This window comes from Streptosporangium fragile, from assembly GCF_039534445.1.
GTDB classification, from domain to species: Bacteria; Actinomycetota; Actinomycetes; order Streptosporangiales; family Streptosporangiaceae; genus Streptosporangium; species Streptosporangium fragile.
Genome location: NZ_BAAAVI010000084.1, coordinates 1 through 13,669, shown reverse-complemented (window position 1 = coordinate 13,669; position 13,669 = coordinate 1). Strand labels below are relative to the sequence as shown.

15 protein-coding genes and 1 tRNA gene are annotated in these 13,669 nt (G+C 70.4%); 4 read left to right on the top strand and 12 right to left on the bottom strand.

Features of this window, described 5'->3' with window-relative positions:
- Positions 1–30 precede the first annotated feature (30 nt).
- Positions 31–1,521 carry a DUF2637 domain-containing protein gene (locus ABD841_RS35370; protein WP_344980891.1) on the bottom strand — a complete coding sequence of 497 codons (1,491 nt, stop codon included), beginning with the start codon at positions 1,519–1,521 and terminating at the stop codon, positions 31–33.
- A 305-nt stretch (positions 1,522–1,826) separates the two neighbouring features.
- Between ABD841_RS35370 and cysS the strand changes: the two genes are divergently transcribed.
- The 3 genes from cysS to ABD841_RS35355 all read left to right on the top strand — a co-directional run bounded on the left by cysS (position 1,827) and on the right by ABD841_RS35355 (position 4,359).
- The gene (gene cysS / locus ABD841_RS35365; protein ID WP_344980889.1) at positions 1,827–3,224 is read left to right on the top strand and encodes a cysteine--tRNA ligase; all 1,398 of its coding nucleotides are present in this window, start codon (positions 1,827–1,829) and stop codon (positions 3,222–3,224) included.
- Positions 3,225–3,245: 21 nt separating this feature from the next.
- Entirely contained in the window at positions 3,246–4,214 is a 969-nt protein-coding gene (gene rlmB / locus ABD841_RS35360; protein WP_344980887.1) for a 23S rRNA (guanosine(2251)-2'-O)-methyltransferase RlmB, read from the top strand.
- A gap of 72 nt (positions 4,215–4,286) precedes the next feature.
- Positions 4,287–4,359 (top strand) — tRNA-Thr (locus tag ABD841_RS35355).
- A 51-nt stretch (positions 4,360–4,410) separates the two neighbouring features.
- Here ABD841_RS35355 and ABD841_RS35350 read toward each other — a convergent pair.
- The 11 genes from ABD841_RS35350 to ABD841_RS35300 form a co-directional block, all read right to left on the bottom strand.
- A complete protein-coding gene (locus tag ABD841_RS35350; protein ID WP_344980885.1) occupies positions 4,411–5,619 on the bottom strand; it encodes a tyrosine-type recombinase/integrase in 1,209 nt (402 codons plus the stop codon).
- Complete coding sequence (locus ABD841_RS35345; protein ID WP_246473427.1) at positions 5,619–5,873, bottom strand: excisionase family DNA-binding protein; 255 nt, start codon at positions 5,871–5,873, stop codon at positions 5,619–5,621. The genes ABD841_RS35350 and ABD841_RS35345 overlap by 1 nt, the downstream gene beginning before the upstream one ends.
- On the bottom strand, positions 5,870–7,612 hold the full coding sequence (locus ABD841_RS35340) for a replication initiator (protein WP_344980881.1): 1,743 nt from the start codon (positions 7,610–7,612) through the stop codon (positions 5,870–5,872). Before ABD841_RS35340 ends, ABD841_RS35345 begins: the two co-directional genes overlap by 4 nt.
- Positions 7,609–7,794: a hypothetical protein gene (locus ABD841_RS35335; RefSeq protein ID WP_344980880.1), complete on the bottom strand. Its 186-nt coding sequence runs from the start codon at positions 7,792–7,794 to the stop codon at positions 7,609–7,611. The genes ABD841_RS35340 and ABD841_RS35335 overlap by 4 nt, the downstream gene beginning before the upstream one ends.
- On the bottom strand, positions 7,794–9,236 hold the full coding sequence (locus ABD841_RS35330; RefSeq protein WP_344980878.1) for an FtsK/SpoIIIE domain-containing protein: 1,443 nt from the start codon (positions 9,234–9,236) through the stop codon (positions 7,794–7,796). The genes ABD841_RS35335 and ABD841_RS35330 overlap by 1 nt, the downstream gene beginning before the upstream one ends.
- Before the next feature lie 99 nt (positions 9,237–9,335).
- Complete coding sequence (locus ABD841_RS35325) at positions 9,336–9,659, bottom strand: hypothetical protein (RefSeq protein ID WP_344980877.1); 324 nt, start codon at positions 9,657–9,659, stop codon at positions 9,336–9,338.
- Entirely contained in the window at positions 9,656–10,093 is a 438-nt protein-coding gene (locus ABD841_RS35320; protein WP_344980875.1) for a plasmid replication, integration and excision activator, read from the bottom strand. Before ABD841_RS35320 ends, ABD841_RS35325 begins: the two co-directional genes overlap by 4 nt.
- Positions 10,094–10,205: 112 nt before the next feature.
- Complete coding sequence (locus tag ABD841_RS35315; protein ID WP_344980874.1) at positions 10,206–10,940, bottom strand: GntR family transcriptional regulator; 735 nt, start codon at positions 10,938–10,940, stop codon at positions 10,206–10,208.
- Between the two features lie 154 nt (positions 10,941–11,094).
- Positions 11,095–11,358 carry a hypothetical protein gene (locus ABD841_RS35310; RefSeq protein WP_344980873.1) on the bottom strand — a complete coding sequence of 88 codons (264 nt, stop codon included), beginning with the start codon at positions 11,356–11,358 and terminating at the stop codon, positions 11,095–11,097.
- On the bottom strand, positions 11,345–11,644 hold the full coding sequence (locus ABD841_RS35305) for a hypothetical protein (RefSeq protein WP_344980872.1): 300 nt from the start codon (positions 11,642–11,644) through the stop codon (positions 11,345–11,347). The genes ABD841_RS35310 and ABD841_RS35305 overlap by 14 nt, the downstream gene beginning before the upstream one ends.
- A gap of 340 nt (positions 11,645–11,984) precedes the next feature.
- Positions 11,985–12,770 (bottom strand): GntR family transcriptional regulator, encoded by a 786-nt coding sequence (locus ABD841_RS35300; protein WP_344980870.1) that lies wholly within the window; start codon positions 12,768–12,770, stop codon positions 11,985–11,987.
- Positions 12,771–12,842: 72 nt separating this feature from the next.
- Between ABD841_RS35300 and ABD841_RS35295 the strand changes: the two genes are divergently transcribed.
- On the top strand, positions 12,843–13,277 hold the full coding sequence (locus tag ABD841_RS35295; protein ID WP_344980868.1) for an NUDIX hydrolase: 435 nt from the start codon (positions 12,843–12,845) through the stop codon (positions 13,275–13,277).
- Positions 13,278–13,669: the final 392 nt, after the last annotated feature.

The following is a 13,669-nucleotide window of genomic DNA, read 5'->3' as shown; positions in this document are numbered from 1 at the left end:
GTCATGCCGGGCGGGTCAAGCTTTCGTCCCTCATTCGCCGGGCGGGACGGGCGTGCTGCGCACACGTCCGGACGGCGGGGCGGCGGTGTCGTCCTCGTACGCCCGCGCCCCGGCCTCCTCGCCGGGATCGGCGGTCCCGGCCTCGTGCACCGGATCGGGCGACTCGCTCGCGTCGGCCGTCCCGGCGCCCCACGCGACGCTCTCCGGGCTCTCCGGGCTCTCCGCGGCCGTGAACCCTTCCCCGCTCCCGGCATCGGCTCCCGTGCCCTCTGCGGACGCTCTCGCGGTCTCCGCGCCCGCTTCGCCGGCGGCCTCCTTCCGGGCACCGCCTCCGGTCCGCGCGACGGCCCCCGCGTCCGTACGGGACGCGGGCCGGTCCGTCGCCGTGCCGGCCGGGCGGCCCGTCACGACGGGGAAGGGCTGGGTGTCGGCGTCGCGGTCGTTCACCTCGGGTGCGGGCTCCGTCGGGGAGCCGGAGGCGGTGTCCCAGGTCTCCACCCGTTCGCTGACCCGGCTGCCGGTCCCGGCCTTCTCGGCCGCCGCTTCCGGGGCGGGACGACGCGGGTGGACGAGCAGGTCACCCGGGTGGGGCCGGACCAGGTCGCCCCAGCGCATGGGCCTGTCCGCCCTGGCGGGCGGCGGGTCCGGCGGGAGATCGGTGACCTCGGGCGTCTCCGGTGCCGCCGTGGGGCCGACCACGGGTACCGCCGGCGGGAGATCGTGATGCGGGGCGGCGTCCAGGGGAGGGGCCGCCAGCGGGTCGAGCATGATCTCGGCCGCGGGGTGGTGCACGAGCTGCCCCGGCGGCACCGGATGGGGCGCGTGCGCCGGTCGGTGCGGGTGGTCGGTGCGCGCAGGCCGGTCCGCCGGGTCCGGGGCATCCCGCCGCTCGTCGCGGTCGGCGCGGGCGGGGTCGTCCCGCCGCTCGTCGCGGGCCGTCCGGACCGGGTACTCGGCGGTCGGCAGGTCGGCCTCGGGGAACGGCACGAGGTCGTGCCCCCGACCGGTCAGGGCCGCGTCGACGGCGGCCCGCCGGGCGGCGGCGTGCTTGATCAGCAGGAGCCAGAGCCACAGGGCCAGGATCAGGAACACCCACGGCGCGACGGAGACCACGACGGCCGCCCGCTGCGCGTCCACCGCCATCCGCATGGCGGTCGCGACCTCGGCGGCGGCCGCGCCGGCGAAGAGCAGCGTCAGGATCACCCCCGCCTGCAGACGCACGGGCCATCCTCCGCCCCGCAGCAGCAACACGCTGATCATCGCGATGACGAGCAACGCGTCGAAGCCCGCCGGGTAGAGGTAGGCGAGGCCGGCGGGGGCCTGACCGGCAAGCGCGAGGACGCGCAGGTCCTCGAAGGAGAGCACGCAGGCCACACCGGTCAGGGCGGCGACGCCCACCCCGATGACGGCGATCCCGGCGCGACGCAGGGCGACGCCCATCCGGCTCGGCTCGGCGGGGACGTACGGGGCTGGGGACGGGCGGGAGAGCTGGTCTGCCGCCGCGGGGGATTTCACGTCCATGGCGCTTCGAGCCTACAGAATCGGCACCTGGCATGATCGGTGCAGTCGAGCGGAGAGCGGGGTATCCGCACCGCGGGCGCTCGGCGGACTCCAGCGCGGGCGAAGCGGGAGACCCGACCTGGTGAGAGCCGGGATCCTTTTCGGCGTCAGCCGTGAGGCCGGTTTCGACGGAGTCTTCCACCGCGGATGATCGGTCTGCGGGTATGGGTGACATTCACCTCCGATACCCATAAAAAGCCGTACTGGGGTGCTTCAACGTCGCACAACTCGGCTTGTGAGGCGGGGTGAGGCATTAGCCTTGCCTCGTGAGCCTGCACCTATACGACACCAGCGTACGTACGGTCCGCGAATTCGTCCCGGTCGAGCCTGGCCGGGCCTCCATCTACCTGTGTGGTGCCACCGTGCAGGCTCCGCCGCACATCGGGCATATCCGCTCGGGTGTCAACTTCGACGTGCTCCGGCGCTGGATGATCCGCTCCGGCTACGACGTGACCTTCTGCCGCAACGTCACCGACATCGACGACAAGATCATTCGGGTGGCGGCGGCCGAGAACGTGCCGTGGTTCGTCGTGGCCGAGCGCAATCAGCGCGCCTTCACCTGGGCCTACGAGGTGCTCGGCTGCCTGCCGCCGACCGTCGAGCCGCGGGCCACCGGCCACGTGCCCGAGATGATCGAGCTGATGGAGCGGCTGATCGCCGCCGGCCACGCCTACGCCTCCGGCGGGGACGTCTACTTCGACGTCATGTCCTACGCCGACCGCTACGGTTCGCTGTCCAACCAGAGGCTGGAGAACATGCGGGCCGCGGGCGACACCGAGACCGACTCGGCCAAGCGCGATCCCCGCGACTTCGCGCTCTGGAAGGGCGAGAAGCCCGGCGAGCCGACCTGGCCGACGCCCTGGGGGCGCGGCCGCCCCGGCTGGCACCTGGAGTGCTCCGCCATGGCCACGAAGTACCTCGGCTCGACCTTCGACATCCACGGCGGCGGCGTCGACCTGATCTTCCCGCACCACGAGAACGAGCTCACCCAGTCACAGGCGGCCGGCGACGGCTTCGCGCGTTACTGGATGCACAACGGCATGCTCAAGATCGGTGCGGAGAAGATGAGCAAGTCGCTCGGGAACTCCCTGCTGGTCCCCGAGGTCACCAAGAAGGTCCGCCCGGTCGAGCTCCGCTACTACCTGGCGGCCCCGCACTACCGCTCCGCGATCGAATACTCCGAGGAGGCGCTGTTCGAGGCCGCCGCGGCCTACCAGCGCATCGAGGGCTTCGTCACCCGCGCGGCGGAGGTCATCCACGACGTGGACGCGCACGCCCCGCTGCCCCAGGCCTTCACCGACGCCCTCGACGACGACCTGGGCACCCCCCAGGCGCTCGCCGTGGTGCACGAGGTGGTCCGCGAGGGCAACGTCGCGCTGGCCCAGGGCAACAAGGAGCAGGTCGCCAGGCTGCTCGCCGAGACGCAGAACATGCTCGACGTCCTCGGCCTCGATCCGCGCTCCGAGCAGTGGCGTTCCGGGGGCGGCGAGAGCGGCCTGCGCGCCACCGTCGACACGCTGGTGACCGTGGCCCTGGAGCAGCGGCAGGCGGCGCGGGCGCGCAAGGACTTCGCGGCGGCCGACGGCATCCGCGATCAGCTCGCCGCCGCCGGGATCCACGTGGAGGACACCCCCCAGGGTCCTCGCTGGGAACTGTCGCGGTAAAAGCCCCCTACCCTAGAGACCATGGCTGGTGGGGGTAGAGGGTCCGGGCGACCCGCGAAGAAGAAGAGTCCGACCAAGGGCACCGGTGGAAACGTCCGCCGGGGCCTGGAGGGCAGGGGTGCCACTCCGCCGGCGCACATGCGGCACTGGCACAAGGACAAGATGCGCGCCCAGCGGATCGAGCGCGAGGAGCGGACCGGCGGGTCCTCCTCCCCGCGCCCCGCGGCGCGTCCGAAGCGCGGCGACGACGCGCCGGAGTACATCGGCGGGCGCAATCCCGTCCTGGAGGCGCTGCGGGCCGCGGTGCCCGCCAGCGTGCTCTACGTCGCCCAGCGCATCGACAACGACGACCGCGTCAAGGAGTCGCTCCGCATCGCGGCCGACCGCGGCATCGCGATGCTGGAGGTCACCAGGGACAAGCTCGACCGCCTCACCGAGGGCGGCATCCACCAGGGCGTGGCCCTGCAGATCCCGCCGTACGAATACGCCCACCCCGACGACCTGGTCGGCATCGCCCAGGACGCCGGGGAGGCCCCGCTGATCGTGGCTCTCGACGGCGTCACCGACCCCCGCAACCTCGGCGCCATCGCCCGTTCGGCGACCGCCTTCGGCGCCCACGGCCTGGTCGTCCCGTCCCGCCGCTCGGCCGGGGTGACGGGCGGCGCCTGGAAGACCTCCGCGGGCACGCTGGCCACCATGACGGTCGCCCGCGCGGCCAACCTCACCGCCACCCTGCGCGAGTACCGCGAGGCCGGTCTGTTCGTGATCGGCCTCGACGGTGAGGGCACGGTCGAGCTCGCCGAGGCCAACCTCCTCGACGGCCCCCTGGTCATCGTCGTCGGCTCGGAGGGCAAGGGCCTGTCCCGCCTGGTCCGTGAGTCGTGCGACCTGGTCGTCCGCATCCCGATGCACGCCGCGGCCGAATCCCTCAACGCCGGCGTCGCCGCCGGCATCGCGCTCTACGAGACGGCACGCCACCGCCGTCGCTGACCGTTCGCAATCGTGATGGCCCACCTCGGTGACGGACAGGGGTCCAGCCGACTACACTCTTCAGGCGACCGTGCCGACGTAGCTCAATCGGCAGAGCAACAGTCTTGTAAACTGTAGGTCAGGGGTTCGATTCCCCTCGTCGGCTCGAAGTAAAAGGCCAGGTCACCCGGTATCCGGGGGCCTGGCCTTCTGCTTTTCAGCCGAACTTTATGATCTTCCGTGCCCGCTGCGTGCCCGATGACTTCTCATGCCCGTTGGTCTGAGCTTTCGTGAACGCCTTTCCGAGCGCCCGCGCGATGGCCCTGTCCCGGTCCTGACTGGCGTGCTGGTAGATCAGCGCCGCCCGGGTGGAGGAGTGCCCCATGCGCGACATCAGCTCTTTGAGGCTCGCCCCCGTGGAGGCGGCCAGGGTGTTCCCGATATGGCGGAGATCGTGGAAGTGGAGATCGGGAAGCCCCACGCCCCACCGGGCCTTGTTCCACGTCCGGCGGAATCCGGAATGCTTCAGCGGCCCACCGTTGGGGCCGGTGAAGACACGCCCGTTCTCTTCCGTCTCGGCGAACATGTCGAGGTGCACGCGCAGCTCGGGAATGATCTCCGGGGGAATGGAGACCACCCGCCGACCGGCCCGCGACTTGGGGGTGTCCTCCATGACCTTGCCGCCCCCGATCTCGACCAGCGCGCCGGAGACCCGGAGTAACCCCCGGTCGAGGTCGAGATGCGTGCGGCGGAGCCCGACCAGTTCACCCCATCGCAGGCTCGCGAAGGTGCCCAGGAGGACGAGCGCCCGGTATCGCTCCGGAACCGCTTCCACGATCTCTATGACCTTGGTCATCGGGACGGTCTGCCGTTCCGGGGTATCCGGCATGCCGGCGCCTTTGATGCGGCAGGGATTCTTACGGATCAGTTCGTCCGCCACCGCCGTACCCATGATCGATTTGAGGAGCTGGTACGCCTTGGCCACCGTGGACTGCCCGACCACGGCCAGCCTCTCCTTGCGCCAGCGTCGCACATCGGCCTCTTTGATGTCGGCGAGGTGGCGGTTGCCGAAAGCCGGAACGAGGTGGTTCTTCAGAAGCCCCCGGTACAGCAGCTCCGTCCGGTACTTCAGCACGCGATCATCGATCCACTCGGCCGCGTAGGCGGCGAAGGTCACCTTGCCCGCTTCTGGACTCATCCAGTCGCCCCGCTGGATCTCGGCCTCCTTCAGCACGAGCCACCGCTCGGCATCCTTCTTGGTGGCGAAGGTCTCCGGGGCGGGACGATCCACGCCGTCAGGTCCGGGGTAGCGAGCCTGGAACCGGCCGGAGGGCAGTTGCCGAACGCGCCCGAAGCGCCTCTTGGGCTTGCTCTTGGGGGAGCGCTGGGGCTCTTCCTCGGGGGTGGCGACAGCGCTCCTGGCCATCACGCGGCCCTCCTGCGTCGTGTGGTGGTGACCGGTTCGACGACCCCGGCGGCGATGAACGCCTCAAGGGCCGCTTCGGGGATGCGGACGTTGCGTCCGACGTGAACGAAGGTGATCCGGCGTTCCTCGATCAGGCGCCGGGGGAAGCGGATCGAGGTGTTGAGCCGTTCGGCGGCTTCTTCGACGGTCAGCAGCCGGCCCCGCGCCGACTCCGGAAGCATCGAGACGGGCTCTTGGCCGGTCTTCCGGGTCATGCGGCCACCCCCAGGGCCGGAGTTGCCGAAAGATCCGGGACGGGTCTGCCGTCGGCTCTGGCTTCCAGTTCGGCCCGGCGGGCACGGGTGCGCTGGCGGTTGGCGACCTCGCGCAGCAGGCGTTTGGCCAGCGGGGTGCGGGTCGGGTCCTTGGCCGAGACCGGCCGCCACACGTAGCGGTGCGGGTCGGTGGGGGTGTCGTCGGGCAGGCCGAGCATGTCGAGCACCCAGGCCCGCCGGTCGGCCTTGTGCTCGCGCAGGGTCTTGTTCGACCACTTGCGGGACACCAGCACCCGGCGTCCGGCGTAGCCGAGGTGTTCGGGTTTGTGTGCCTTGCCCTTGCACCGGCCCGGCACCATGCCGGCCTTGGCGCCCTTGGGCTGGATGCCGTAGCGCAGCCAGTTCGCGCACGTCGGCGAGCAGGGTTCGTAGCGCAGCGCCTCGACCATCCGGGCGGCGTGGTCGCGGCGGGCCGGGTCGTCGGTGGACGGGTCGTCGGGGTCGAGGGGGTCGCCGAGGTTCTTGGTGAGGTACTTGGTCAGGTAGCCGATGCGCGCGTGCGCGTCCGGGGACCCGGCCAGGAGCCCTTGGACGTCGACCTGGGGGCCGAAACGGACCACGTGCAGGGGCTCGGCCGTGTCGTCGGCGTCGAGCCGGTCGAGCGCCTCATCCCAGGTGGGCAGGAGTTCCCCGGTGGCCGGGTCGAGGTATTCGCCGGCCTGCCCGTCCGGGTAGGCGGCGCCGTCGGGCAGGTCGGCCCGCTCCGTCCAGATTGGCAGGTGCTCGCCGTCGAAGCGGACCTCGTCGACGGCCGGCCACCACACCTGGTGGTAGGTGGCCGCGGCGATCGCCTTGATCTCGGCGCGGGGCAGGGTGCCGCGGATGGCCATGTGCAGGTGCGGGGCCAGGCGTTTCTGGGGTTCGACGGTGGCGAAGTACTGCACGTCATAGCCCGCCACTCGGCGCAGGTTCTGCACGAACCGGTCGACCAGTTTGGCGAAGTGCAGGGCGTCGCGGGCGGCTCGGGCGTAGTCGTACGTGCTCGGGTCGACCGGCACACCCTGGCCGGCCCGGATCTTGCCGTAGGAGGGCAGGGTGAGGGTGACGAACAGCGAGGGCCGATACACCCGCCCGTCCGGGGCGATGAAGGTGCGGCCCAGGGTGGTGTTCTGCTTGGCGCGCCGGGGCAGGTCTGGGGCGTCCTGGCGGCGCCGGGTGGAGCGGGAGCGGCGGGGCGTGGCCCGGCCGCCCAGGACGTTTCCGCGCATGCCGACGGCGTTGATCTCCGCGTCGATGCTCTCGATGGCCGCGTCCCAGTCGGCGACCTGTTCGTGTTCTCTGGCCTGTTCGGCCGCATCGCGCTTGGCCTGCACGTCGGCGCGGAACTCGATCAGCCACCGCTGATCCTCGGTCGAGGGGTGGGGTTCGGCGACGGGCTCGTGGTCGAGGTGCCAACCTTCCCGGCACTGCGCGCGGCGCAGCTGCTGGTTGCGCTTGGCGCACGGCGGGCACTTGGCCTCCTGGGTGGTGCCGCACGGGATGTTGAAGGTTTCCACCGTGCCGGTGTGCGTGTCGAGGCGGCGCATCTCGATGGGGCGGATGCACACCCCGTTGAGCTTGGCCACCTCGATGGCCACATCCAGGGCCAGGGGAAGGGTCTCACGGACCAGGCGGGGCAGGGTGCGGTCGGCGCCGTTGGGGGTCTCGGGGGTGGACGGGTGGGTGAGAGCGTCGGTCACACGGCCTCCTCTCGGTCGGATGCGTCGGCGGTGAGCCGGTAGGCGTCGCGGTAGGGGTCTTTGCGGATCCGGACATCCCGCAGGACGAGGAAGAGCGGGTGAGCGGGAGCGCACAGGAACAGGTCCGGGTCCTGGCGAAGCCGGTCGATCTGTGCGCGGGTGCCCTCGATGACGATCCTCATCAGGCCCCCTCACCCGGCAGGGACGGTGTGGCGGCGGTGAAGACGGCGACCATGTCGCGGATGTCGACGTCGCAGACGTAGGCCGCACGGACCCGGATCGGATCCGGCGAGGTCTCCAGCCGCACATAGGCCACGCCGGCGCCTTGGGCGGGGATGGGGGAGATGTGGTCGGCCAGGGCGCCCCGGTCCCGGGCGCCGTCGCCGAGGACCATGTCGACCTGCTCGGATTCGTCGAGGCGGAGGGCGATCTTGTCGGGGAACAGGTTGCGGATGCTGAGCACGTCCTTGCGCGGGTCCTGGAGGGCGGCGAGCACGCCGACGCCGACCGCGCGGCCCTGGGTGGTGAGGGTGGCCAGCGCCGCGGAGATACGGAGCTTGAGGCCCTTGTCGGATTGGTAGGCGGTCAGGAACGCCACCTCGTCGACCACCACCAGGACGAACGGATCCTCGGTGGTGGGGGTGTGGGTGCGCTGGAGACCGGCGAACCGGTCGGCCCGTTCCTGCATCACCGCCACCGCGGCCTCCAGCAGCTCCGCGCACTGCTCCGGGGTGGCCGCGTACCGGTCGCCGAACAGGGACCGGCCGAACGACAGTTCCATCCGTTTCGGGTCCAGCGCCCAGACCTGCACCAGGCCCGCGCGCACGGCGGGCAGCAGGCCGCGGATCGTCGACCAGATGATCGAACCCTTGCCCGCGCCGGTGGCGCCGGCCACCAGGACATGGGTGCCGTGGACCTTCAGCCGCCACGGAGTGCCGTCCTCGCAGCGGCCGATCTCCACCGGCCCCACCGAGACCTCGTCCAGGATCGGGACGGCAGGCAGTGGGACGGCCAGCGGGTCCCGCCGGGGGAAGATCAGTAATAACCGGCCCGCCCGCGCGACGGTCACCCGGCAGGAGGTGGCGCCGAAGCCGTGCGCGAGGTGGTCGACGCGGTCGGCCCAGTCCTTGACGCACTGGCCGGTGAGCATCCGCACGGTGACCAGGTCGGCCCAGGAGGTGCAGGTGACGTGGGCCAGGTGGGGCAGGTAGTCGCGGCCGTGGACGTGCCGGGCGAGGCCGGAGACGGTCATCACCGGATGCCAGTGCCGCCGGTACACCCAGATCCGGCGCCAGAAGGCCAGCAGCCGCCAGCCCACCCAGTGCAGGAACAGCGCCCGGTGGAACAGGCCGCAGGCGATGAGGACCGAGCCGGGCACGGTGACCGCGGCCAGAGCGACACGCCAGCTGGCCCACCAGCACAGCACGGCGGGCACGGCGATCACGGTCGCGGCGATCGGGTGCCGCCAGATTAGCCGGATCAGCCCGGCGAGCAGCCGCCAGGTGAAGATGAGGACGGTGATGATGGCCGGGGTGTGGAGCACGGCCGGGCGGAAGACCACGGCGGTGTCGGGGGTGGTGGTGACGAGGTGTTGCGCCTCGTCACCGGGGAGCTTTTTGAACATTAGGCTGGTGCCTTCTTCCTTGGATTCTTCCTTGGATTCGCGTGCGAGGGAGAGTCGAGGGGCCGCCGGAAGTTGCACCTTCTGGCGGCCCCGCTTACGTCAGGCCGCGGCCTCGTCCGAGGGGACCGGGTCGCTCTGGTCGGTCACCTGGTCGGTGCGCAGGCGTTCGCACACCGCCAGGTAGCGGGTGGCGGCGTCGGCGAGCTGCCGGGCCAGGGCCACGTCCTGGTCGGTGACCGGGCCGCCGCCGGTGGTGGAGATCGACACCCGCGCCTGGAGGCCGGAGATGTCCAGGAACGGCCGGTGCCGGTCGGCGCCCAGCACGCTGACCGCCAGGTCGGCGGTGCGGAAGGAGATGCCGAGCCGGGTGCCGGCCTCGTCGATCGACGCGGTGACGAAGGTGTAGGGCGTGGGCTCGGTCATGCCGCGGCCTCCTTGACCGCGCCGTTCTGCTTGGCCGGAGCACCGGCCGTGCCGGTGGTGCGGGGAGCGCGCAGCGCGGTGGCGCGGATGGAGTAGGCCAGGCGGCCGGTGTTCTGCGCGACGTAGGGGGTGACGGTCATGCCGTCGAACTCCACCGGCACGAACGGCAGCCCCGGCAGGGCCGGCGGGACGACCGGCTGCACCGGGGACAGGAGCTTGACCGAGACGGTCTTCTGCCCGGCCTTGACGTTCGGGTCGGCGTCCATGACGGCGACCTGCCAGATGAGTTCGCCGGTGGTCTTGTCCTTGGCGAACACGGTGCGTCCGCCGGAGGAGGCGTCGAAGTCCTTGACCTGCTCGACCTCGCCGACGATGTAGCAGCCGTGCGGGAAGACCTGCTCGAAGGTGATGGGGATGGGGCCGTGGATGGCCATGGCGTTTTCTCCTATCGAACTGTCGACAACTCGTACTGTCGAGTTACAAGCTAACTGAGGAACGGATACTCGACAATACGAGTTTCCGTCGTGTCATGTGATCTGCGTCACATCACAGGGCGTAGGTGTCCTCCAGCTCATGGAGCACCCCGGGAAGCGCCACCTCGATGAGCATGACCAGCCGGTTCGCCGCGAACACCCGCGCCACCACGCCCAACACCGCCGCCGTCGCCTCCAGGCCCAGCAACTCCCGCTCTTCCCGGGACGGATGACGCGCCGCCAGCCGCTCGGTGACGTGATCCAGCCGCAGCCCCTTGACCGCCTGCATGTGCTGGCGAATGCCCGCCGACAACGGCACCGCCTTGCCCAGATCGGTCCCCTCGGCCAACTCGATCGGACACCAGAAAGTGATCAGCTCACACAGCTCGGTGCCGTCGCTCAGCAGCACCCGGCGCATCACCACCGGCGTCCCCTCCGGCAGGGCCAGCGCCGCGGCCACACCCGCCGGAGCCGGACACGCCCCCGCCTCGACCACCGAACCGCCCTGCACCGCCTCGGCGCGATCGAGCACGGCACGGGCCGGCCGAGAGAAGTCATCCTCAGCCACCGGCGGCGCCGCCTTCACATACGAGCCCTTGCCGTGCTCGCGATCGATGAAACCGCGCAGCTGCAACACCTGAAGCGCCCGCACCACGGTGGGACGGCTGACCGCGAACTCCCGGATCAGCTGCGTCTCCGACGGCAGCTGAGAGCCCGGCGGATACGTACCGTCAGCGATCTTGTTCCGAATCGCCGTGACGATCTGCGCATACTTCGGAGGAGCGTACTCTTCCCCGGAAAGAGACATGACAACAACCCAACTGCTCGACTTATCGTCAGCATAGACGCGGACGGCTCACCTTACCTAGCCGGTCACCTGCACAAACAAGAGCGCGGCGGCGCGGACGCCGGGAGGCCCTCCGCCGATGTCGTCGCCCGCACCGCCGCACTCGCCCATGGGGTCAGAGGGCCGGGCGCGTCGGTACACGCTGCCAGGTCTGGCCCTCCAGCCGCTTCTCCGCCTCCAGGTGGCGCGCCAGCTCCGCCAGACTCGCCCCGCACCGGACATCGGACAGGCCGTGATGATGCCCGTAGACCGAGATGCCCGCCCGCCGCACCGCGTACCAGCCGCCTCCGACCGCCTCGCAGATCGTCCAGGCTCGCCCGAAACGCGCCACCAACTGCGCGAGCGTCACCGGCGCCTCAGCCCTCTCAACGCGGCCCATGGTCGACCTCCTCGGGCAGCACCGGCCCCTCACGGCGAAGCTGCGCGTACCACAGCGCCACCCGGCGCGCCGCACCCTCAGGCTCCGACGAGGAATGCCAGGCGTAGACGAAGCGCCGGCGCCGCGCGTTCCAGCTGGTGCGCCACCAAAACCGCTGCCCGTCGCACCAGACGACCAGGCCCACCCAGACCGACACCAGCGCCAGATCGTGGCCCTCGTGCACGTCGGCGGAGATCCGCAGGCGCCCCAGCTCGGCCCGCAGGGACTCGGCCGCCTCCCGCGGCAAGACCGCCCCCAAGCCCACCGGCCCGCTCACGGCTTCTGTCCCGTCGCGTCCGCAGGCCGGTTCGGCTCCACCGCTTCCCTGGCGCGGATCCCCCAGCAGGCCGAGCAGTCGTCACGCACCCGGAAAAACGGCACCGCCTCCCGCGTTCCGGCGAGCAAGCCGCCTCGCGGACTGACGTACTTCCACCCCCGTCCCTCACAGGACACGCACTGATTCGTCATGAGGCTTCGCCCTTCGGGTCCGCTGAACGCGCCGGAGATCAACCACTACAGACGCCTACTCGTCTATAGGAGCGGTGGTGCAAGACATTTATGACTCCTCTAGAGGAGTTCGTCAAGTCCTATCGCGCAGGCAGCTCGTACGAGAGCACATAGGCGTCACTGGACATCACCGTGTCGCACACCTCCACGGCGCGACCGTCGGTGTCATACGCCGTGCGGACCAGGTGAAACACCGGAACACCGGGAGCCAGCTTCAGCGCCCGCACCTCGTCGCGCAGCGGCATCCGGGACCGGATCTCCTCCACGAAGTGGTCCAACCGGTGACCCAACTCCTCCAGCCGGGCGTAGATCCCACCCGGACCGCTGTCCGGCTGCTCGATCCGCGTACCCCGGGCGATCTCCGCCGGGATATACGACACCGCCGTCTCCACCGGCTGACCGTTGATCAGATACCGTCGCGACCGCCGGATCACCTGATCCTCCGCAGAGAGCCCAAGCCGCTCGGCCACATCCGCCGACGCCCGCTCCTCGGTGATCGCGATGGAGTCGACGGACGGCTTCCCGCCGGCCCCTTCCGTCTCCGCGATGAACGCCGCCTTGCCCTGCTCGCGATGGCGACGCGCGAACCGGTCGGAGGCCAGCCGCCGCACCGGAGGATGCGAACGGACGAAGACACCCCGCCCATGCTCGGCCACCGTCAGGCCCTCACCCTGGAGGACCTGGAGCGCGTTGCGGATGGTCATCCGCGCGACGCCGTAGTGTTGCATGAGCCGAGCTTCCGAGGGCACCTTGTCGCCTTCGGCGAGGACACCCTGCTCGATCGCGGTACGGATGTGGTCGGCGATCTGCCGGAAGACGGCCCGATCGCTGGTCGGGTCCAGATCCGGCAACGGCAGCTCGGCCACGACCACTCCTCAACTCGTACATACGTGTACCGCCGTTCGAGAATAGCGATCAGCGGCCCCGGAGGTAATGCGATGGATCACCACAACACGCACTCGGTCAGCGTGGCCGGTGTGATCATCGACGACCAGGGCCGCGCGCTCCTCACCCAACGCCGCGACAACGGCCACTGGGAAGCACCCGGCGGAGTCCTGGAACGCGACGAGGACATCACCACCGGCCTGCTCCGCGAGATCCGCGAAGAGACCGGCCTGGAGGTCGAACCCGTCACCCTGACCGGCGTCTACAAGAACATGGCCCGCGGCATCGTCGCCCTGGTCTTCCGCTGCAAGGTCATCGGCGGCCACCTCACCGAGACCGACGAGGCCCGCGCCTTCTGCTGGGTCACCGCCGAGGAGGTCCGGGAACTCGCCTCCGAAGCCTTCGCCATCCGCGTCCTCGACGCCATGCACCACGACCAGCCGCCGGCCATCCGACAGCACGACGGTGTTCGTCTACTTGGGGGTTGAAGAGGCGTTGCTGAGCTCAACCCGACCCCCCGCTGACGTACGACCATCCCAAGAGGGAGGCATACGCCGTTGTCACGAGGGGTGCCGCCATCCGGCCACCGATCGAAACCTGCAAGTCCTTCGTATGCTCATCACGCACCACCCTGCCCTTGATGTCTCGCTCTTGGTCCCTCTTGAAGGTGTATGAGACGCGGGGCAGAAGCATGCAGACCAGCAACATGAACATGTCGATCAGCGCGGGAGTCGAGTTCAACCCAGCACTGCCTGATCATGAGTTTACCCTCGGTTAATGATCTCGTATCGAGGTCACTGCCGAATTGTTCTCATGGGTATCAAGGCGGCGGCGCGCCGCGCCGCCGTACCCGGCCCTCCGCCGCCCGCCGGCCGGGCGT

Bases quoted from the DNA above. Each gene is read 5' to 3' on its own strand.
- ABD841_RS35320 (WP_344980875.1), bottom strand. From the start codon at position 10,093: ATGGCCATCCACGGCCCCATCCCCATCACCTTCGAGCAGGTCTTCCCG.
- ABD841_RS35345 (WP_246473427.1), bottom strand. From the start codon at position 5,873: ATGACCCGGAAGACCGGCCAAGAGCCCGTCTCGATGCTTCCGGAGTCG.
- ABD841_RS35295 (WP_344980868.1), top strand. From the start codon at position 12,843: ATGGATCACCACAACACGCACTCGGTCAGCGTGGCCGGTGTGATCATC.
- ABD841_RS35315 (WP_344980874.1), bottom strand. From the start codon at position 10,940: ATGTCTCTTTCCGGGGAAGAGTACGCTCCTCCGAAGTATGCGCAGATC.
- ABD841_RS35330 (WP_344980878.1), bottom strand. From the start codon at position 9,236: ATGTTCAAAAAGCTCCCCGGTGACGAGGCGCAACACCTCGTCACCACC.
- rlmB (WP_344980887.1), top strand. From the start codon at position 3,246: ATGGCTGGTGGGGGTAGAGGGTCCGGGCGACCCGCGAAGAAGAAGAGT.
- ABD841_RS35350 (WP_344980885.1), bottom strand. From the start codon at position 5,619: ATGGCCAGGAGCGCTGTCGCCACCCCCGAGGAAGAGCCCCAGCGCTCC.
- ABD841_RS35370 (WP_344980891.1), bottom strand. From the start codon at position 1,521: ATGGACGTGAAATCCCCCGCGGCGGCAGACCAGCTCTCCCGCCCGTCC.
- ABD841_RS35325 (WP_344980877.1), bottom strand. From the start codon at position 9,659: ATGACCGAGCCCACGCCCTACACCTTCGTCACCGCGTCGATCGACGAG.
- ABD841_RS35310 (WP_344980873.1), bottom strand. From the start codon at position 11,358: ATGGGCCGCGTTGAGAGGGCTGAGGCGCCGGTGACGCTCGCGCAGTTG.
- ABD841_RS35335 (WP_344980880.1), bottom strand. From the start codon at position 7,794: ATGAGGATCGTCATCGAGGGCACCCGCGCACAGATCGACCGGCTTCGC.